The following is a 20,222-nucleotide window of genomic DNA, read 5'->3' as shown; positions in this document are numbered from 1 at the left end:
TGTAGGATAACGGCTCATCAATATTGGCAGACAAAATTAGGGATATTTGGCATGAAACGACTTGAAAACTGGATAATGTTAGGCTGCTTACTCAGTAGCCAGACATTTGCTGAACCTTTGACCATATCCAGTTGGAATATCGAATGGTTATCAACCAACGAGGCTGTGAATAAGTTTTCTGACAAACGTGATCAAGCTGATTTCGACAAACTCGCAACTTATTTTCAATCCTTAGACGCAGACGTGGTTGCGTTTCAAGAAGTCGATAACGTAAATGCCATTCAGCGTGTGGCTGGTGATCAATACAAGATATTGATGTCTGACCGGGCGCTATCTAAGAACAGCAACCGCCAATTTAAAGAAGTGAACCAATACACGGGATTTGCAGTTCGTAAAGGAGTAGCCCTCACCGACTACGCTGACTTTCCGCTTGAAACCACATCCAACAGTAAACTTAGGTTTGCCAGCTATACCGTTGTAGAAACAAACTTTAAACCCATTCACATGTTGTCTGTGCATTTAAAGGCAGGTTGTAGCGGAGCGTATAAGTCCAACCGCGATTGCTCTCGTTTAAAAGAGCAAGCTCAGCAACTGAACAAGTGGATAAAGCAAAGAGAGCGCAATAACGAAGACTACGCCATTCTTGGCGACTTTAACCATAACCTCGCTTACTCACGAGATTGGATGTGGAAAGAGTTATCACAATATACTGATGCGCAGTTAGCGACACGAAAGACCCGTGCAGATTGTAAGGTACGCTCTAACCGCAACAATTATCGCACACATCAGTTCCGCTCTGTTATTGATCATATTGTGGTGAGTGAGTCGCTAAATGCTTCTCCTGCAAAGCAGAAGGTATTTGAAACACAAGATGTTCTGGACTACAAACTCAGCGACCACTGTCCAGTTTCAACGACTATTAAATAGTAGATTTTAGATAACAGCAGATTGTAGATAACTGAAAATAATAGAAACAGTAAATATAGAAAGAGGCTGACTGACTTTCGTGCTGAAAGCGAGTCAACCTCTATGCTTGGTCAGCTCAGAACGGATAACGTCAAAGCCAATGTAATCAGCTATAAGCTTGCTACTAACACGTTTTGTTCATACGATCCGCCAGCCACATTCCCACCAGCATGCTTATCATAAACACCCACACCGTCGGGTTGCCGCCACTTAGGCTGGTTACCGCAGGGCCTGGGCAAAAGCCTGCAATCCCCCAGCCTAAGCCAAACGCTGTAGATCCAAGAATCAGCTTTCTGTCTATCAACGGATTGTTACGGCTATCTAACGGCTCGCCATTGATGGCTTTAGCGCGCTTTTTAATGACCAGATGATAAAACGGTGCAAAGACCAATAGCGCGCCACCCATGACGAATGCCAAACTAATGTCCCAGTTACCGGTAATGTCTAAGAAGCCGAGTACCTTCTCAGGATCAACCATCCCTGAGATGATCATGCCAGAGCCAAAAAGAATACCTGCGACCAAACCGATAACGATAGTAAATGAAGCGTTTTTCATTATGCCCCCAAACCAATCATATTCTTAACCAACACAGTTGCCATTGCCACACCCATAAACACACAAGTCGCGACAATTGAACGCTTAGACAAACGTGCCATTCCCACAATGCCATGGCCACTAGTACAGCCATTCGCGACCTTAGTGCCGAAGCCCACCAATAGTCCGGCTATGATAACCACTGCGAAGTTGATCTCTTCTAATTGCGGAAGTTGGTAACCCGTCGGAATTAATAGCCAACCACTTGCGACCATTCCCACAACAAAGGCGATACGCCAGTGTTTTTCGGTGTTTGCTGTATCCGCATCTTTACGTTCTTTGTTGCTGGTGCCAGTTGGCAATAATCGGCTGACAATGCCACTAATGCCAGCAACTCGACCAATCCCCAACATTAAAACAATGGCCGACACGCCTAACAACATGCCGCCGAAAAAAGCATCCCAAGGAATCAAACTAAGCACAAACCTCTCCTATCCACAAACATCATAAACTCATAACAACCTATAAATTAGAGTTTACTAATAAATATAAATTAGTCAATGCTAATGTACTGCGAGTATGTGTCGTTTTGTAAGTCTGGAATTAACAAGCGCCCTGCATGAAAAAAGCCCCTAGGTGTTAACCTAAGGGCTTAAGATTTATTCTGTCTTTGGTAAAGAACAGCTATTTGACCTTGTTCTTCTCAGCAATCCATTGCGACATGTACTTAGTGCTCGCCATACTATGGTGCTTAAGCATTGAACCAAAGAAATTATTCAGTCGATGCGCATCAAGCTCAGAACCTAGCGCAGTCAGTCGCTCGATCAATTTGTCGCCCAGTTGATTCTGTTCATAGTGCGCTTCAAGAATTGAATGACATTGGCTTTGAGCTTTAAGCCATTTCTTTTCATCTTTATAAAGAGCGACAGCTTGTTCAACAAACTCATCAATATCATCTGACACTGCGCCCGGCCATTGCAGTTCACCTTGCGGTAGCATGCCTTCGCTGCCGATCTCGCTGGTTACATTCGGAGTTTGCAGCTTCATCGCATCAAGTAACTTGCCTTTAATGCCAGCGCCAAAACGTAATGGCGCAACACAAACACGTGCATCTTCCATCACTTCTTGAGCATCTTTAGCCCAACCTTTGATATGGAAACCGGTTTTTGGATTATGCAAAGCGGTTGCTTTCGGCGGCGGATAAGATCCGTAAATATGAAGTTCACTATCAGGCAACTGCTTACGAATCTTCGGCCAAATCTTCTGTAACTGAAGCACTGCATCCCAGTTAGGCGCATGTCTAAAATTACCTATCGTCATGAAATGCTTACGTTCTTCAAAGCTTTTCGTGCTTTCAGGAAGCGTATTAAGATCAACCATGAACGGCAGGTGATGTAATAGTTTTGGATCGATATTGAACTCAGATTGGAGCAATTCCATCTCGTAACTTGAGATGATCAACGAAAGATCACAGCGCAGGATTGCAGCGATTTCACGTTTCGCCAAGTCACTGTACAGGTGCTCTTTCGTTAACTCTGTCTCTTTCTTAACAGCTTCATGTCGAGCATTGCGTAGGAATTGTAAATCTTCAGTATCCAGTAGCTTAAAGGCATTGGGACATACCTTCTCGACGCGCCAGCCGAATTGCTCTTCCATCATAAAACGGTCAAACATCACAACATCGGGCTGCAGCTCTTCAATGTAATCGTCAAAGCTATCGCAATTTAACTGTATAGATTGGCTTGTGATGCCCTCTTCAGAGAGATCAATCATGTGCTCGGTTTCTTGAGCGGGTGTTGCAAATTCAACTGACCAACCTTGTCTCTTAAATAGACGTAAAAGAGACATCATATGACTGCCAGCCGCCGATGAATTCGGTTCTGGCCAAACGTAGCCAATTGCTAAAACTTTCTTCAAAATACTTCCTAAGAAATAACAAAAGGGCCACAGAAGCCCCTAATAAAACGTTAATCGAGTTATGCCGCTGATAATAATGGTTCTAAGAACTCAGCGATCAGATTCGTTCACCTACATTGCGAGCTATCATAAGCACTTCATCGGCTGAGTAAAAGTTTGAAATCGTGGTTTCGACTTGAGCGCCCAATGTCGACTGATAGAGCTTTTGTGCAAAGTTATCTGCTCTGGTGGTCACTAATACATGTTTTAGTGTCGAGCCCTGCTCTGATAGCTTCTGCTTCACTTGAGGCAAAGAGTCTAGAATCAGCTTTTTGCCCAATCCTTGCCCCTGAGCACTCGGTAACACAGCAAGTTGTTCTAGCTCCAAAACAGCTTCAGGCCTAAACCCACTCTTTTGAACCCAAATAATGTAGCCGACAATCTCGCCATCGCTTTCAGCAACAAAGTTAAGAAAGCGTGGCGCAGCATTTAAGTTACATTGTAACCAATTTTTTGAGTTTTGCTGTCGAACAAAAGTAGCTTGGTGAACTAAAGCCGCTCCATCGAGGTCGGCTTCTGTCATAAAACGAACTTGCGCCATGCTGCTACTCATTCTCAGAATTAGGACGCGTTTTACAGTGTAAAATGGCTTTCTCTAGAAGTTCTAATGCCGAGCTATCTGCTTCTGGAAGCTTAGCGTCCGATTGACCTAACGGATCAACACGGCTACCCCACTTAATATGGCCTGCCCCCCAAGTTAAACCGGCACCGAATGCCGCCACAAGGATGTTTGAGTTCGGTTTAACAAAGCCTTGCTCTAACGATTCACACAATGCAATTGGCACAGTCGCAGCCGACGTGTTGCCATAGTTTTGAATGTTCACAAACGCTTTCTCACGTTCAATGCCCGCCATATCACACAGAGTTTGAATAATTCGGATGTTCGCTTGGTGCGGAATCACAACATCGATGTTTTCAGTTGAGATGCCAGTGCGACTCAATACTGTATGTGCTGCAGCGCCCATTCCTTTCACTGCACGCTTGAAGATCTCTTTACCAACGAAATCAAAATCCCAGTAACCGTTATCAGCAGCAAAGCGGTCCATAGACGTACCGAATTTTGGTACTGCTAGAATGTCACGGCCCTCTGCGTCACAACCGATTTGAGCTTCTTGTAAACCCACTTGTTCTTCAGTACGCGATAAAACCACAGCGCCAGCGCCATCACCGAATAGAACCGCAGTATCACGCTTGGTCCAGTCGATGAAGAATGAAAGACGCTCTGCACCCACAACGATCGCATTGCGGTAGTTGCCCGCTTGAATCAATCGAGTTGCTGTTTCAACACCGTAGATAAAGCCTGTACACGCTGCATTAAGGTCAAAAGCTGCTGCGCTCTTGATGCCTAAGTTCTGTTGAACTTTAGACGCGGTATTTGGAATAAGAGAGTCTGGACTGCACGTCGCTACGATCACAAGATCGATATCTTCGGCTGTTAAACCAGCACACGCCATTGCATGTTGAGCAGCAACGGTCGCTAGCTCAGAGGTATTTACATGACTGATACGACGATTTTCGATACCAGTTCGAGTACGAATCCACTCGTCAGACGTATCAATGAAAGTGCTTAAATCATCATTGGATAGCACGGCTGGTGGCAGACACTTTCCCCAGCCCGTAATTTCAGCGTAAAATTTTGTCATCATTTACCTGTTTATTGTTTGTTTTTATTTGAGTATCTTATTCTTGTTTTAAACAGTATAAGCGTTCCGTACATGATTCGTAAATCGCGTTAGGCACGGAGACGCAATAAAAAGAGAAAGTTATGTCTACATTCAACACACGTTGCCCTTCTTGCGGTGGCGTAAACCGAGTTCCTTCAGAAAGAATTTCAGAAAGCCCTACTTGTGGTAAGTGCAAAAACGCACTTCTAGACGGTGCACCAATCGAAGGTACGTCACTGAATTTCCAATCAATTTTGAACAGTTCACAGCCTGTCGTTGTCGATTTTTGGGCGACATGGTGCAACCCATGTGTAGGTTTCGCACCTGTGTTCAGCGATGTCGCTAAAGAGCGCGCTGGCGATGTTCGATTTGTTAAAATTGATACCGAAGCTCAACAGCAACTGGCGGCTATGTATCAAATCAGAAGCATCCCAACGGTGATGGTGTTCAAGAACGGTCAACGTGTTGATACGATTAACGGTGCACTGCCAAAAGGTCAATTTGATCAGTGGCTTAATCAAGCACTAACTAAGTAATACTATTGGTTAAGCTATTGATTTAGCATTACTTAATTCTAAGTAAGCACACAAAAATAGGTTAGAGAGTCTTACCAAATCAAGACTATCTAACCTACTGTTTTATTTATGGTTATCACTTAACTTCTTGAATAAAACTACAGCTTCGCCTTTCGCTTGAATATTAGATTCTTGCTTGCCAAACCCGTATTGCTGTTTGATTTGATCTGCGACTTTCTCAGCAATCATAATGGTTGGTGCATTGGTGTTTGCCCCAATCAGTGTCGGCATCACAGAAGCATCAATGACTCTCAAATTATCCAATCCATAAACTTTGAGATCTTTATCTACCACAGCTAAAGAATCGCTACTAGGTCCCATTTTACAGGTCCCGATCGGGTGATACTGAGTGTCTGCACGATTGCGAATATCTTGCTCGATAGCCTTGTCATCACTGGCGTCCACAGGGTAGAAAGCATTGCCTCGGATATCATCAAACGCGGAACTCTCTAACATTTGATACTGCTTCTTCCAGCCCTTAATCATGATCTCCATGTCTTCAGGATGACTGAAAAACGCAGGATCGATCTTAGGCGGATCATAGGGATCATTACTATTGAGCGTTACGGTGCCGTAGCTCTTCGGTCGCAATAAGGTGACATGAGAGGTAAAGCCATGACTGGTATGAATTTTTCTAGCATGGTCATCTACAACAGCGACCACAAATACAAACTCTAAATCCGGTACAGCGATATGATCTTCGGAACAGAGAAAGCCTATTCCCTCTGCAAAATTACTGCTCATTTTACCGCGGCGTTCTTTGTGCCATAGTGGTAAGGCTTTGGTCATTTCAGAGGCCATTTGCAGCGAGATACCAAAAGTTTCACGCTTTTCACTGCATTTATACGAATGTACTAAGTCGATATGATCTTGAAGGTTCTTGCCCACTCCAGGTAATTCATGAACCTGTTCGATTCCATGTGTCTCTAGTTCAGTTTGAGCACCGACACCAGACAGTAACAGCAATTGGGGAGAACCAAACGCACCAGCGGAAAGAATCACTTCTTTGTTGCATCGTATCTGATAACGCTTTCCGCTAGAACCATATTCAACACCAATCGCCTTCTTGCATTCAAACAAAACCTTATGTGTGGTGGCTTTAGTCACGACCGTGAGATTCGATCGTGAAAGGTTTGGCGTTAAGTAAGCCTTGGCAGCACTGCATCGTTCACCATTCAGCTGTGTTACCTGCGTCGGCATCGCCCCAAACTGAGCAGCGCCGTTAATATCCTCATTGCGAGGTACACCTATCGATTCACACGCCGTTAAATAACGTTCCAACATAGGGCTTGGCGATCTAAGATTGGCCACATTAAGAGGACCACCTTGGCCATGGAACTCATCTTGGTGGACTTCGTTGTTTTCTGCTTTCTTAAAGTAAGGCAAACAGGATTCATAGTTCCAGCCAGCATTGCCCAAGCTTTCCCATCTATCGTAGTCATAGCGATGTCCACGAGCGTACATCATGGCATTGATAGAGCTAGAACCGCCAAGTGTCTTACCTCTAGGCTGATAGCCTTTACGACCGTTCAAACCCGGCTGTTCAACCGTTTCGAATGCCCAATTATTGAGTTTGGTTGGCATCATCGCCACCACGCCAACGGGTGTGTGAATGAATGGGCTGGTGTCTTTACCACCCGCTTCTAACAAGCAAACCGTCACATCAGGATCTTCCGACAGCCGAGAAGCCATCACACACCCAGCTGAACCACCGCCAACAATAATAAAATCATAACTATCCATTTGCCATCTCCGCTATTTCTAGTGGGTGTAACTCACGCTTCAAGATTTTTCCGGTTGCTGTCATGGGTAAGGCTTTACGAATGAATACCTTACGCGGGTATTTGTAGTCGGCGAGTTGCTCACGACACCATGCTATCAAGGCGGCACTATCACATTGCGTATGTTCGTGAAGAACCACATGCGCGTGGATCTCCTCGCCTAAATGTTCATGATGCTCGCCTACCACCGCGACCATTTCGACATCGGGGTGACACATCAACACTTCTTCGACTTCACGTGGATAAACGTTGTACCCACCACGAATAATCATGTCTTTAACACGGTCAACAATGAACAAATTGCCATGCTCATCGACGCGACCGATATCTCCCGTTAAGAACCAACCATCACGAATAGATTCAGCTGTCGCCTCTGGCCTTTGATAATAGCCTTTCATCACACTTGGGCTTTTAATGCAGACTTCGCCGAGTTCACCCATAGCGACAGAGTTGCCTTGTATATCAGTAATCTTGATGAGGTGGCCACATAAAGGCTGACCGACACTACCCGATAAACGATCGCCATCAATATGATTAAAGGTCGCAACCGGCGCCGTTTCCGAGAGCCCATAACCTTCTAAGACTGGTAATTCAAAACGAGATTCAAACTGTCGTATAACCTCAAGCGGCATAGAAGCACCGCCAGAAACACCTAACCTCAAGCTGTGTTTAACCTGTTCAGAGCGTTTGCTTGTGTTTTCTAAACTATCAGAAGACTCTTCTCCCGCCTTTAATAGCGCGATATACATAGTAGGAACACCCGCAAACACGCTGACTTTATGGCTAATGATCTGTTCAATAACCAATGACGGTTCAAAACGAGGAATCAACACCATGGTGGACCCTGTTAGCACACTCGCGTTCATCATCACCGTCTGACCGAAGCTATGGAATAAAGGCAGTGTAGCCATTGTGGTGTCGCTGTACTCCAATCTCATTAGATACTGTGACGACATCGCATTGGTTTGCATGTTGGTGTGGGAAAGCTCAGCCCCTTTTGGTTGACCCGTCGTGCCAGAGGTATAAAGGATCACAGCGGTATCATCGCCATGACAAGCCACAGACTCAAAAGGAGTAAAAGGTTGTGCCAACCAATCAGCGATTGATTCATGCTCCTCATTACTTTCTAAAGTAGTGTCTGTGTTTGTTGGGATAGGCATCTCGACAAAGTGTTCACAGTGGTTTGCCTGCTCAAAACCTTGTAAACCATAGCGACCAATGGGAAGCTCTTCACTGCCGTCAAAACATAAATAGGCCTTCGCGTTAGAGTCATTAAGGTGATAAGCGATCTCTCTGGCCTTGAATAGCACGTTCAAAGGCACGACTACACAACCCGCTTTTAGAATCCCGTAATAGGCTATCGGAAAGTAAGTCACGTTCGGGCATGACAACGCTACCTTATCTCCGTTCTGCAACCCAAGTCTTTTCAAGTTAGCAGCCACGTTTCCAGAAAGTTGTTCTAACTGAGAAAAACTGATTTCATCCGATCCCATACGCAGAGCGGCTTTAGTTGGAAAAAGCGAAGCGCTACGCTCCAAATTAACAGCAAGATTGTGCATCCATGATCTCCTTGTGCGGCTTAGACCTGTTTGTGACGGTCACCGTAGACGTTCTAATCGTTGTAATAAGTCTCTTTCTTGTCATCACGAGCCTGCACATTGGTGTGTCATGTAGATAAGAGTCGTTATTGAGCAAAATGTTTGAGACGCTCCAATGTGCAGCCCAATAAATTACAACATTTCGATAACATTTCGAACAGGTTTCAAAAAGACAAAAACCGGTGATATTCGGACACAGCCTGCGCTAGCACAATAAAACCTTGCACACATAAACCAAAATTTGGAACAAGCTTGCGAAAGTGAGAACAAGCAACAGGCGTAAATGTTAAAAGTTCGGTTAAGATATCGATATTCAACAAGAGGCAGCTTATGGAATACACCGCAGTTTACGAACCCGACATGCAAGCATTCGGCATTCTGGATCTTCAGTTGCTGCATCGTTACCTGTCGCCTGTTCTCAGTATCGAAGAGTTGCTCGAAGGAAGTAACATCGATGCTCTCCAACTCAACACACCCGATACACACATCACTTTGGCGCAAAAGCTTGCTGTGTTCAGTAATGCGTTAGCGAATTCCAACGAAGACGGATTGGGGCTTAAAGTTGGCCAACAAGCGAGGTTCAGCGATTTCGGCGTGCTCGGTTATGCGGTGTTTAGCAGCGAAACACTACTCGATGCCTTTTTAATCGGGTTTAAGTATCTGCAACTTGCTGGCCCTGTCCTCAGGAAAACCATGTCTGTAGAAGACAACATTGGTTACTTTCGCGCAGAGCAACTTATCGAACTCGATTCTTTACTGCCCTTTTGTTGTGAATACTGGTTCTCGGCGATACACAGTTTGTGCGAAGAGGTCTTACAGCAGCCCTTTCCTTCTCAAGTGATCCGCTTCCCCTATCCAAAACCTGAATACGGCGATCTATACACAGAGATTTTCCGCTGCCCGGTTGAATTCAATAGTGACCGGCTTGAATGGGAGTTCGACGCAACCACCTTGTATTCATCTCTTCCTACCGCCAACCCCATCACTTTACAGATGTGCTTAAAATCGTGTGATGACATGTTGGCAAAAGTCAGTGCACCCAGTAGCCTCAAAGAGAAAGTCTCTCAGATGCTGATTGAAAGGCCAGGATGTTACCCTTCTATAGAATCCATTTCTTCAGAACTGGGCATGTCTTCTCGAACTCTGCGTCGTCACCTGAAAGCAGCGGATACGAGCTATCAGAAGATACTAGACCATGTTCGCTTTCACCTTTCCCGGCACTACCTTTCTTCAACTCGAATGAGTATTGAAGAGATATCTGAACGAGTTGGCTTTTCTGATAGCGCTAACTTTCGTCATGCCTTTCGTAAGTGGAGTGGTAACTCGCCACGTCAATACCGTAAAGAAACGGTCTAACACTTAAAATCCCACTCAATCCAAATCATAAAAAGACAATCACGCTGCAATCTTTTTCTAAATTAAACCACCAATGAACAACGGCTTAACGACTTTTTGCCCGCATAAAATCTCGCCAAACCACCAAATATCGCAACCGTATTTTAGTTTAGTTGGTCGATAAATTTCTTTTATCTTAACGACCATTTTTATTTGTTTTACCCAATTCAGTTTCTCCCCCATAGTCGCGGAAAATTCATCGTTTCTTTTACTATCAGAGGCTCCTGCATTGGACAACATCCAACCAACAACTCGCATAACTGTTCCTGTTATTGCATTGTCTTTTTACGCGATCGCTTCAGGCTACTTAATGAGTTCATTACCATTAATGCTGTCTGAGTATGGCTTAGACAAAGATCTATCGAGTTGGTTGGCGAGTGCATTCTATGCAGGTCTACTGGCTGGTACATTATTGATTGAACGTGCCATTGCGCGTGTTGGCCACAAAGATGCGTTCGTCATCGCATTGAGTGTGTTCATCGCAACGATCCTTGTATTGCCATTGCTCCCACACCAAGCAGTATGGCTACTAGCTCGCTTTGTGGCTGGTGTGGCGGTTGCAGGTATCTTCGTGATTGTAGAGTCTTGGCTAATGAGCGGTGACGAGTCACAACGCGCAAAACGTCTCGCTATCTACATGTGTTCACTGTACGGCGGTTCTGCAGTTGGTCAGCTTGGTATCGGTTACCTAGGTATTACTGGTGGCGTACCTTTCATCGCAATGTTCACCCTTCTGTTTGGTGCGATCATTGTGCTGATGTATGGACAAGCAACTCCACCACAGATCCACGATGCGCAATCTTTGTCTTTAAAGCAGATCAGCAAATTAAGCCACAGCGCGCTAATTGGCTGCATTGTTTCCGGATTAACGCTAGGTGCGATTTACGGCTTGATGCCAGTTGAACTTGCTCAACGTAACATTGCACACGAAGACATTGGTGGTTTGATGGCTTTGGTTATCATGGGTGGTATGGCTGTACAGCCGATGGTGACTTGGTTATCTCACCACGTAGGACAAGTGTTATTAATGGCTTTGTTCTGCCTGCTAGGGGTTGCAAGCATTGGTGTGCTGACTATCAATCACGATTTCTACGTACTAGGCATGAGCTTGTTCGTATTAGGCATGGCCACATTTGCGCTATACCCAATCGCGATTAACTTAGGTTGCCGTAACCTTGACCCAAGCTACTTGGTGTCAGTGACTCAAATCATGCTACTTTGCTACAGCATCGGTTCTGTTGCGGGACCAATCGTTGCAGACAGCTTTATGGATTCACAAGCAGGATTGTTCACTTACCTGTTCGCGTCTCTACTTGCTACAACGATCTACATGTTGATTACTAGCCTAAAGCGCTCTCACCTACAGATTGCAGGCGAGTAAGCTTAAATAGACAGACACTAGATGCGTGTCATTAGGGCTCCGAGTTCAGACTTTATGTCTAAGCGAAGGGCTCTTTTCAACTCATGCCTATATGTAACCTTCTTCTCCCACACTTCTCATTTCATCGTGCAAGGCTAACCAAGAAGTCGATGGCTCTTTCGATATTGACTGGGTGACAAACCGAAATGCTTTTTGAAACGATGCGAAAAGTTATAAGGATCTTTGTAGCCTAAGCGATTAGCAATCATAGAAACTGACCAATCTTGATATTTCAGTAGACTGGTGGCTTTGTCCATGCGTAATTGAATCAATTTACTGCGTGGCGACAGGTTAAATAGCGTCTTGGTGACTCGATTGAGCTGCTCTTCACTGATGAACACTCTTTCGGCCATCCCTGCCACTGTCCATGGCTGATGCAGACTACTTTCAATTTCGTTATAGAGCGCTTGAACACGTGCAGTGGTGCTGGTCGACTTAGGCTCAAACCCCGTCAAGGTTCGGATAATTTCACTCAAGAGTAACTTACGGTAACTGGCTCTACCGCCTATCTCAAAGTAAACCAAGTTCATTAATGACCAGATCTGCTCACACTCTCCAAAAGGCACAACCCCCTGACCTAAACTTGCAATGTGCTGCCACTGCTTAGTGTCAGGCGTCAGCATCCACGCCATTTTCCAATAATTATATTGAGGATCGAGTTCAAAACGAAATGGGGTTTCAGCAGGAAGCACCACGAGTGTATAAGGCGTAATCGCTTTGACCGATGCTGCGGTTGTTAGAATCCCGCCACCTTCCATAGTGAAAATCAACGTATGAACATTAACGGATTCGCGCTCAACCCAGTAGCCATCATATAGCTTCGCCATGCCGCCCATATAGACACCAAAGCTTTTCATCTCTGGAATATCTTCAACGGTCAAAAAACGTTCTTTACACTGTTCAGCGAGAAAAACATCATCATGCCAAGTTGATTTTGGTCTCATTGAATCAATGACGGATTTGCACAGGTTTTGTTGTTTTTTAAACATGTTGTTACTTCGCTCAAATCACTATAGTTCTGCCATAAATCGGAGAACTTATGACAACTAACATCAACCCTAACTCATCTATGAATAACAAGCCAGAGAGCATCTTACCTCGTATCGTTAAACTTGGTTTGCCTGTTGCTTTGCAAAGTGCGCTTGTCGCTATTCTTGCCCTTGCTGACGTATTAATGGTCAGTGATTATGGTATGGAAGCAGCTGCGGCTGTGGGAATTGCATCAAAATGGCACTTCGTTGCTATTATGATTATGGCAGGGTTGGCCTCAGCAAACGGAACATTAGTCGCTCAATACTGGGGAAAGAACGACCGAAAAAGCGCGCGAACGGTATCATCTATCGCAATGGTGTTTGGCTTAAAAGTTCTGCTGCCTGTTACTGCAATCATCACTCTTGGTTCTCAGTTTTTAATGATGTTGCAAACCAGCGATCAAACCGTGATTGAACTTGGCGCGACTTACCTATGGTATGGCTTCCCCGTTCTACTGCTGACTCACATTGTGGTCGTGGTAGAAGCAAGCATGCGCTCATCAGGTGACACCGTAACCCCGCTGCTATTAGGCGCGGTGACCATTGCACTCAACATTGCGCTTAACTTCGTTCTAATCAAAGGTGCCTTTGGTATTCCCGCTATGGGCGTAGCAGGTGCAGCACTAGCGACGACACTCGCTCGCGCAATTCAAGTCGGCTTGATGTATAGCTACATGCGCATGCGTAAACATTGGTTGTTAACCACGCCTAGCTCACCACATCGTCCATCATTGTGGCTATCTTACCGTCGTATTGCTTTGCCACTAACGATGAATGCCGTGTTATGGGCAATGGGCACTATGGCGTACCAAATGATCTTCGGCCACATGGGCACAACGGAACTTGCCGTGTTCTCTATGCTCGCACCGTTTGAATCGTTGTGTTATTCGATTTTCTTTGGTATTTCGGTAGCGTGTTCAGTGTTGCTTGGTCATTCATTAGGCCGTGATGAGTTTGATGACGCAATGAGCATGGGGCTGACATTCATTAAAGCCGTGGTTGGATTTGGCGCGGTTGTTGGATTGCTACTGTTTATGGGCAAAGAGCATGTTCTAACATGGCTGAACCTTTCTACAGATGCGCTCTACCCGCTCGCTTCACCTGCAATGACCATTATGTGTTTTGCTGTGGTGATTCGTATGCTGAACATGGTGATCATCAACGGTATCATTCGCGCTGGTGGTGATAATGCGTTCTGCCTTCGTATGGACTTCATCGCAATGTGGATGGTCGGCATTCCAGTATGTGTTTACGGCGCGTTTGTCGCTGAATGGGACTTTAAATACATCTATGGTCTAATGTTGGTAGAAGAAGTCGTGAAATTGACCATCTGTTCACACCGTTATTTGAGCCGACGCTGGATCAACAACCTAACGGTGACCTACGAAGAGCCTCAAGCGGCGTAAGTTTCAGTTACCTGGCTATATTCAAACTTAGATAAAACGTATCTACATAAAAAAGGTCTGAGAAATCAGACCTTTTGCATTTCTTTAGAAATTACTTTAAAGCGCCACTTACTTCTTGTTCATTCGGATATGGCGGTTCGACACATTCGGCAACGGCTTTTCAGGCACTTTCCGTTTCTCATGAATCAGATGTCGAATCGCTAATATCGGATGCTTGAGTAACATTCTTGGCCCAGCATAGCGCATGACTAAACGCATCTGCTCTTTCGGATCGGGCTTATAGCAATGAATCGGACACTTATTACAGGTCGGTTTGGCTTCACCATAAGGGCATCTATCCAGTCGTGTTTCGGCGTAACGCAACAGTTGCTCACACTCCTCACATAACGCGTTATTCTGACGAACTTCACCGTGGTGATCTTTGCAATAGATGTGCACCATCGCAATAACGGTTTTGTACTCCGTTGCGAGCTCACCTTGTAGAATATTGTTATGTTGGAACATGTTTTAATTACCTAATGAGAAACCGTACAGGTTGAGATTAACGCTTTCGCTTATCACATCTTCAACTCGCTCGAACACAAAGCCTAACTTAGTCAGTAGTGTGATACTTCGAATGTTATCAGAGGTAGTGATGGCAACTAAATGATCGATATCAGCATTCTGCTTAGCTTGTTCAATTATCGCCTCCGCGGCTTCTTGGGCAAAGCCTTGACCATAAAACTCAGGAGCAAACCCGTAGCCAATATCATGCGACGCTAAGGTGTCTCTTTTTATTAATCCGCAGATACCAATTGGCGTTGAAGTTTCTTTGATTTCAACCATCAACAAACAGACACCCTTCTCTTCATGCATCTTAAGAATGTTGTTTTCAATGTACTCGACAGCCTTTTCAGTGTCGTTGATTTCCTTATCACCAATGTAACGCAGGAAATCTTCTGAGCTGTATAGTCGTTGAATAAACGCCGCATCTTGAGGTGTGATCATTCTTAATCTTAAACGTTCGGTCTCGACTGACTGCATAGTGATATTTTCCTTGCTGAATACCATGTAAATATTGAGTTCTAGAGCTAAAATGATTATCCTCCACCGCCTAAACTAAATACAAGGCTATGCAGCAATGAACCGTAAGAAAAAAATCAATCAAATTCTAAAAAAGAAGCAGAAACAGGCGAATTCTAAACTGCATAGTAGCAACAAGCCTCGCTACATCTCTAAAGCTGACCGTGCAAAAATGGAAGCTGAAGAACAAGCGAAAGCAGCTCAAGAGCAAGCTGAAGGTTCAGTAGAAGCAACGGTTGAAGCTGAAGAGACAAAAGCTGCAGAGTAAGTTTATACTCGCAGTCCTCTTGTCTGACACTCTTTTCAGAGCCAACAGACAAGAACAAAAAAGCAGCCTCAAATTGGGCTGCTTTTTTGATCCTACCATTTTTAATCGCGCTGGTTAGCCTTTGAATGGCTGCACTTCCCAACGGGCAAACGGTGCTTTTGCGTTGATTCCCGCTCTGCCCCAACGATCAACAGAATCCACTACCAAGATACGCTCATTCGGTACCAATGATTTAATCAAGTTGCTTGGCTTTTTCGCTGTAACTAACCATAGAGCATCATCTTCCGAAAACATCTCTTTAAGCTTGGCTTTGTCCTGCTCTGTCCATTCCAGTTCAGCTTTGAACATGCGTTCTTCAACAAACAGTTGGCTGCCAGAAGCGAAATCTTCCAAGCTTTCTGAAAGCAACAATACTGAATCTACGTCATTGTCGAGCAATACTGCTTGCTGCTTGTTGATCAGTTCACGAACATCCAACATCACACGTTGTAAGTTGCTATCAATCGTTTCAGCTTGCGCAGGCCACAACAACTTAAAGTCATCAGCCACAATTGCCGCCATACGCGTTAGATTGGTTGGGTTTAACCACGCGTATTTAGACACTTCACCATTTGATAACGTCAGCGCAGCTACACCTTGCGCGCGCGGTGTAATCGCTTGAGCCGCATCCACTTCAACCAAACGGATATTGCCCTGTCTTGCGTATACAAATGTAGGATCAGCTTGCCAAATAGATGACAGCGTTAATGCTACGGTCGCCTTTTCGCCGGATTGAAGGACTTTGCTTGCGCCTTTAGTACCAAACCAGTTTGGCAGACGATCAATGCCGTAGCGCTTTGGTGGCAGATATTCGGTGGTAATGTCTGTGCCTTTGGTTAGCTCTGTCGCCAAAGCATAAGTCACAGGCGTACTGGTAAGGATATCCTCGGCATTAGCACTGATAGACACCATTGAGCCGGCCAACCATAGGCTGCTAACGGCACCAACTTTAGTAATAGCCTTCACTGTTCTTGAGATACGATTAATTAAAGAGGTCATGATTATGCCTTTCTTATAATCCGGTATAGCGTTGCCGCTAGGAAAAATGTCGCTGAAACGATGATGATCGAAGCGCCCGAAGGTACTGGTAGTTTCAATTCCATAGGTAAGACGGTTCCAACTAAACACGCGACTGTTGCCAGTAATGCCGACAGCAATACAAAGCTGCCCATGCGTTTAGTTAACAAGCGAGCTGTCGCACCTGGGATCAGCAATAATGCACCAACCAGAACAGCACCTACGATCTTCACCGCTGCAATCGTCACTAAGGTGATCATCATGACAAACAAGTAGTCGTAGAAACTGGTGTTATAACCACGAACCTTGGCAATATCAGGGCTGATACAGGTTAGAAGAATACGGTTGAACGTCGGTATCAAGAGCAAAATAATGATCGCGCAGCTGCCTGCGAGAATCGCTAAGTCTTGGTCTGTTACCGTCAAAATCGAACCAAATAGTACGTTCTCAAGCATGTGGATGTTGATCTTACGCGCCACGTACATCAGCAATGCCGCACCCACTGCCAGTGCTAAAGCAAGGAAAACGCCAACTAAAGTATCGTATGGCACATTGGTTCTGTTTCTTACAAAGTGAAGAAGCAGCGCGAAGATCATACAGAAGCTAAACAGACCAATAATTGGGTTTTCTGGTGGCTCGCCAAGCAACACACCTATAGCGATACCGGTTAATGCCGCGTGGCCTACCGCTTCAGAGAAGAAAGCCAAACGCTTAGCAATCACCAAAGTACCCAGGCCACCTAGTAACGGGCCCAGTAACAATGCAGCAACCAGTGCATTGACCATGAACGCATACATGAAGCTGTCAGATAACCAACCCGCTTCAACACCACTTACGGCAAGTTGTCGTAGCCAATCCATTACGCAACCTCCTTCGGTTTGTTCATCGCAGCACCACTGCTGTAATGCTGGAACAGGCTCTCGATTTTACTTGGGTGTAAGACTAGTTCGTGTGGGCCACTATCAACCAAGAATCGATTCACAACATGTACGTTCGCTTCGAGTCGACGCACTGCCGTGACATCGTGGTGTACCGCAAGAATCGTACGACCTTCATTAACACATTCACGAATCAGCGATTCCAGATAACGCACGCCCTGCTCGTCCATACCGGTCGTAGGTTCATCCAACACCAATAGACTTGGGTTATCCAATAACGCTTGAGCAAACAACACGCGTTGCTGCTCACCACCCGATAACTGTCCCATGCGGCGGTCGCTGCGTGTCGCCATGCCAACGCGGTCTAACTGGGCAAGAGCAAGATCCAATTGCTTAGATTTACGGCGCCAAAACAATGGGATTCGCGTTTGATTAAGCAATACGAAGTCCATTACCGTCAAAGGTAAGCTCGATTCGAAAGTCGCTTTTTGGGGAACGTAACCAATACTGGGCTTTTCTGGCCAGTGGATATTGATTTGACCAGAGAAAGGCGTAAGTCCAAGTACAGATCGCAACAAAGAAGTTTTGCCTCCGCCGTTTGGCCCCATGATTACATGGCACTCACCCGCTTTAAGTTCTAGTGAGATATCGTCAAGAATGACGTTGTTGTCATATTGCAGACCGAGTTGATTGATTGAAATCGATGGACCTAACATTATGCGTTCCCGCTTTTAGCTTGGTTCGCCGCCGCAAATTTCATGGCTTCGATTAACGTCTCTAGGTTCTTCTTCATCTCAACTTCGACTTTATCGTCTTCATATTCACCGTGCGTCATGTGAGAAAAACGATAAAGCTGAACGCCTGTTTCCGCTTCAATTGTGTCAACAAAACGGTTTGGCATGTTTAACTCGTAAAACAGAACATCAATGCCTGATGCGCGGATCTTCTCGATCGTCTCTTGCAGTTGACTAGCACTTGGTTCAACACCGTGTGCAGGCTCGATTACTGCCGCAACATCCACACCAAACTCTTGAAGGATGTAGCCATAAGCATTATGTGTAGTCGCGACCTTCATATCTGAAGTATCTAACTCACCTAATGACAACATCGCATCGCGCTTCATAAAGCGAAATTGCTTTGCGTATTTACGTGCATTCTTACGATAAAAAGCCGCGTTGTCAGGGTCGAGCTTAGAGACCTCAATCGCGATGGTGTAAACCTTTTGAATTGTTGTCGAAAGCCCAACAAAGGTATGTGGGTTAACGGCACCTTGACCAACAGACTGACCAAGAGCAGGAAGTAGAGGCACTTCTTTGTTTGCTTCGATCACGACTAGGTCATCACGTTGCGCGGCTGAAATCACTTTAAGCGCGAAGTCATCGTGACCAATACCGTTTACCACGATGGCGTCCATCTGGCTCAATCTCTTCAAGTCGTTCGGTTGTGGCAAGTAGTTATGCGGATTAAAGCCGGCATCAACCAAAGGAAGGATGTTCACTTTGTCGCCTACTACTGCTTTTACGTAGCTGTAGTAAGGTTGAAGCGTGATACCAATCGTCAGCTTGTTGCTGTCGATCTTATATTCTTTTGCCAATGCATTGGGTGCCATGAACACCGCTAATAACGACATGAACAGAGTCATAATTCGCATAGTAATTCTCTTATTATTAGTGAGCATTTTTGTAAGCCGGGTTGTTTAATGAGAAGAAGCATCATGCTGTTCAACTTCTGACTCATTCACCACCAATTTCCAACCAGTAGACTCAAGCGTGTGTTGGTCAAAAGTAGCTGGCTGTTTCGCTACACCACCAAAGAAAATCCAGATTTCAGGAGAGACACTGTTGGCGTTTAAAATAAAGGAATCAGCAAAGCCATGATCGCTTTGTGCAGCTTGTTCACTTGATGTAGAAAAGTAGTAACCACGCTCGTCCAATAACCAAGTATGAGAACCTTTGCGCTTCCAACTCTGATCTTCAACAAATGGCGCGACCCATTCATCCTTAAGTGACACAACACTTGGCCATTCACCGTCTGAGTCCATACGTAGGTCACGAATCTCTTCATGCGCTAAACGCAGCTCTGACAACATTGCCAAGTTTTCTTGTTCAACATCGGTCACCAGAATTTGATGATCAAGTACCGCTTTTACGTGGGTTTCTGCTTGATGAAATCGGATCGCGACCGTAGCAAAGCTCAGAATGAACACAATGATCAGCCCTACCCATTTGCCTTCTCTGCCACCCGTGTCAGCACGTACACCTTGGATCATCATTTCTCGCTGATCTCAACAACGTCGACTTCAACAGGAAACTCATGGCCTGAATCGAATACAAGGTAGAACTCAGTGTCAGGGTTTGGAAACTCAACGATAGAGCGCTTATCTGTCATCTGTTTTGCAATCAAGTTGTCTTCGTAGTCGTACATCTGAACCGCGTAATCAATCGCTTTGCTACCGTCTGAATAGCCCGCTTCGCAAGCCACGGTTTTGCCTTCAAACCAGCAGCTCATCAATGGAAAGTGTGCTTGCGCAGGTAATGCAGCGAAACCAAGTCCCAGTGCTAAGCAAGGAGTCATTAAAGCGTTAAGTTTTGTTTTTATTGTCATGGTTCGTACCCTAGCCACAGTGCAAAT

Annotated in this window: 23 protein-coding genes; 6 read left to right on the top strand and 17 right to left on the bottom strand. The window is 45.1% G+C overall.

All coding sequences use genetic code 11. The annotated features are described in order from the left end of the window. The first annotated feature begins 51 nt into the window (after positions 1-51). Positions 52-927, top strand: coding sequence for an endonuclease/exonuclease/phosphatase family protein (locus AB4486_RS10840; RefSeq protein WP_372117153.1), 876 nt, complete (start codon positions 52-54; stop codon positions 925-927). A gap of 163 nt (positions 928-1,090) precedes the next feature. On the opposite strand, the gene AB4486_RS10835 is transcribed toward AB4486_RS10840, so the two are convergent. The 5 genes from AB4486_RS10835 to AB4486_RS10815 all read right to left on the bottom strand — a co-directional run bounded on the left by AB4486_RS10835 (position 1,091) and on the right by AB4486_RS10815 (position 5,100). Continuing rightward, positions 1,091-1,522, bottom strand: a complete 432-nt coding sequence (locus AB4486_RS10835; protein WP_016787649.1) for a YeeE/YedE family protein — start codon at positions 1,520-1,522, stop codon at positions 1,091-1,093. Beyond that, positions 1,522-1,983, bottom strand: a complete 462-nt coding sequence (locus AB4486_RS10830) for a YeeE/YedE family protein (RefSeq protein ID WP_372117152.1) — start codon at positions 1,981-1,983, stop codon at positions 1,522-1,524. The genes AB4486_RS10835 and AB4486_RS10830 overlap by 1 nt, the downstream gene beginning before the upstream one ends. 202 nt (positions 1,984-2,185) lie before the next feature. Continuing rightward, positions 2,186-3,418, bottom strand: coding sequence for a glycosyltransferase (locus tag AB4486_RS10825; protein WP_102394371.1), 1,233 nt, complete (start codon positions 3,416-3,418; stop codon positions 2,186-2,188). A 97-nt stretch (positions 3,419-3,515) separates the two neighbouring features. Beyond that, entirely contained in the window at positions 3,516-3,980 is a 465-nt protein-coding gene (locus AB4486_RS10820; RefSeq protein ID WP_029235379.1) for a GNAT family N-acetyltransferase, read from the bottom strand. Between the two features lie 22 nt (positions 3,981-4,002). Further along, positions 4,003-5,100, bottom strand: coding sequence for a ketoacyl-ACP synthase III (locus AB4486_RS10815; RefSeq protein ID WP_017067864.1), 1,098 nt, complete (start codon positions 5,098-5,100; stop codon positions 4,003-4,005). A gap of 122 nt (positions 5,101-5,222) precedes the next feature. On the opposite strand from AB4486_RS10815, the gene trxC reads away from it, so the two are divergent. Continuing rightward, entirely contained in the window at positions 5,223-5,657 is a 435-nt protein-coding gene (gene trxC, locus AB4486_RS10810) for a thioredoxin TrxC (RefSeq protein ID WP_017060125.1), read from the top strand. 102 nt (positions 5,658-5,759) lie between these two features. Here trxC and AB4486_RS10805 read toward each other — a convergent pair whose 3' ends face one another. Both AB4486_RS10805 and AB4486_RS10800 read right to left on the bottom strand, forming a co-directional pair. Then, a complete protein-coding gene (locus AB4486_RS10805; protein ID WP_102333614.1) occupies positions 5,760-7,439 on the bottom strand; it encodes a GMC family oxidoreductase in 1,680 nt (559 codons plus the stop codon). Next, positions 7,432-9,036, bottom strand: a complete 1,605-nt coding sequence (locus AB4486_RS10800) for a long-chain fatty acid--CoA ligase (protein ID WP_017060127.1) — start codon at positions 9,034-9,036, stop codon at positions 7,432-7,434. The genes AB4486_RS10805 and AB4486_RS10800 overlap by 8 nt, the downstream gene beginning before the upstream one ends. Before the next feature lie 369 nt (positions 9,037-9,405). On the opposite strand from AB4486_RS10800, the gene AB4486_RS10795 reads away from it, so the two are divergent. Next, a complete protein-coding gene (locus AB4486_RS10795) occupies positions 9,406-10,431 on the top strand; it encodes an AraC family transcriptional regulator (RefSeq protein ID WP_017070970.1) in 1,026 nt (341 codons plus the stop codon). Positions 10,432-10,488: 57 nt separating this feature from the next. Here AB4486_RS10795 and AB4486_RS10790 read toward each other — a convergent pair whose 3' ends face one another. Further along, entirely contained in the window at positions 10,489-10,728 is a 240-nt protein-coding gene (locus AB4486_RS10790; RefSeq protein ID WP_017060129.1) for a hypothetical protein, read from the bottom strand. On the opposite strand from AB4486_RS10790, the gene AB4486_RS10785 reads away from it, so the two are divergent. Continuing rightward, positions 10,700-11,851 (top strand): MFS transporter, encoded by a 1,152-nt coding sequence (locus tag AB4486_RS10785; protein WP_372117149.1) that lies wholly within the window; start codon positions 10,700-10,702, stop codon positions 11,849-11,851. The two genes, AB4486_RS10790 and AB4486_RS10785, sit on opposite strands and share 29 nt — an antisense overlap. A gap of 134 nt (positions 11,852-11,985) precedes the next feature. Here the strand turns inward: AB4486_RS10785 and AB4486_RS10780 are convergent, their stop codons facing one another. Next, on the bottom strand, positions 11,986-12,879 hold the full coding sequence (locus AB4486_RS10780) for a helix-turn-helix transcriptional regulator (protein ID WP_372072948.1): 894 nt from the start codon (positions 12,877-12,879) through the stop codon (positions 11,986-11,988). A gap of 50 nt (positions 12,880-12,929) precedes the next feature. On the opposite strand from AB4486_RS10780, the gene AB4486_RS10775 reads away from it, so the two are divergent. Continuing rightward, a complete protein-coding gene (locus AB4486_RS10775) occupies positions 12,930-14,327 on the top strand; it encodes an MATE family efflux transporter (protein WP_372117147.1) in 1,398 nt (465 codons plus the stop codon). Between the two features lie 108 nt (positions 14,328-14,435). Here the strand turns inward: AB4486_RS10775 and AB4486_RS10770 are convergent, their stop codons facing one another. Both AB4486_RS10770 and AB4486_RS10765 read right to left on the bottom strand, forming a co-directional pair. Further along, positions 14,436-14,831, bottom strand: coding sequence for a nitrous oxide-stimulated promoter family protein (locus AB4486_RS10770; protein ID WP_017060975.1), 396 nt, complete (start codon positions 14,829-14,831; stop codon positions 14,436-14,438). 3 nt (positions 14,832-14,834) lie between these two features. Then, entirely contained in the window at positions 14,835-15,350 is a 516-nt protein-coding gene (locus AB4486_RS10765) for a GNAT family N-acetyltransferase (protein WP_017067858.1), read from the bottom strand. 97 nt (positions 15,351-15,447) lie between these two features. Between AB4486_RS10765 and AB4486_RS10760 the strand changes: the two genes are divergently transcribed. Next, entirely contained in the window at positions 15,448-15,657 is a 210-nt protein-coding gene (locus AB4486_RS10760) for a DUF2986 domain-containing protein (protein ID WP_017060973.1), read from the top strand. A gap of 114 nt (positions 15,658-15,771) precedes the next feature. Here AB4486_RS10760 and AB4486_RS10755 read toward each other — a convergent pair whose 3' ends face one another. The 6 genes from AB4486_RS10755 to AB4486_RS10730 are packed head-to-tail and all read right to left on the bottom strand — an operon-like array spanning position 15,772 to position 20,195. Further along, entirely contained in the window at positions 15,772-16,695 is a 924-nt protein-coding gene (locus tag AB4486_RS10755) for an ABC transporter substrate-binding protein (RefSeq protein WP_065584939.1), read from the bottom strand. Between the two features lie 2 nt (positions 16,696-16,697). Continuing rightward, the gene (locus AB4486_RS10750; protein WP_050622353.1) at positions 16,698-17,573 is read right to left on the bottom strand and encodes a metal ABC transporter permease; all 876 of its coding nucleotides are present in this window, start codon (positions 17,571-17,573) and stop codon (positions 16,698-16,700) included. Next, a complete protein-coding gene (locus AB4486_RS10745) occupies positions 17,573-18,307 on the bottom strand; it encodes a metal ABC transporter ATP-binding protein (protein WP_372117144.1) in 735 nt (244 codons plus the stop codon). Before AB4486_RS10745 ends, AB4486_RS10750 begins: the two co-directional genes overlap by 1 nt. Beyond that, positions 18,307-19,242 (bottom strand): metal ABC transporter solute-binding protein, Zn/Mn family, encoded by a 936-nt coding sequence (locus AB4486_RS10740; protein ID WP_372117143.1) that lies wholly within the window; start codon positions 19,240-19,242, stop codon positions 18,307-18,309. The genes AB4486_RS10745 and AB4486_RS10740 overlap by 1 nt, the downstream gene beginning before the upstream one ends. A 45-nt stretch (positions 19,243-19,287) precedes the next feature. Continuing rightward, complete coding sequence (locus AB4486_RS10735) at positions 19,288-19,863, bottom strand: DUF6162 family protein (RefSeq protein WP_372117142.1); 576 nt, start codon at positions 19,861-19,863, stop codon at positions 19,288-19,290. After that, positions 19,860-20,195: a hypothetical protein gene (locus AB4486_RS10730; protein ID WP_017081054.1), complete on the bottom strand. Its 336-nt coding sequence runs from the start codon at positions 20,193-20,195 to the stop codon at positions 19,860-19,862. The genes AB4486_RS10735 and AB4486_RS10730 overlap by 4 nt, the downstream gene beginning before the upstream one ends. Between the last annotated feature and the right edge of the window lie 27 nt (positions 20,196-20,222).

It is taken from the genome of Vibrio sp. 10N.222.55.C6 (assembly GCF_041473395.1).
In the GTDB taxonomy this organism is placed as follows: domain Bacteria; phylum Pseudomonadota; class Gammaproteobacteria; order Enterobacterales; family Vibrionaceae; genus Vibrio; species Vibrio crassostreae_C.
Note: the sequence above shows the minus strand (reverse complement) of the source record. Positions and strands in the feature narration are given on the sequence as shown.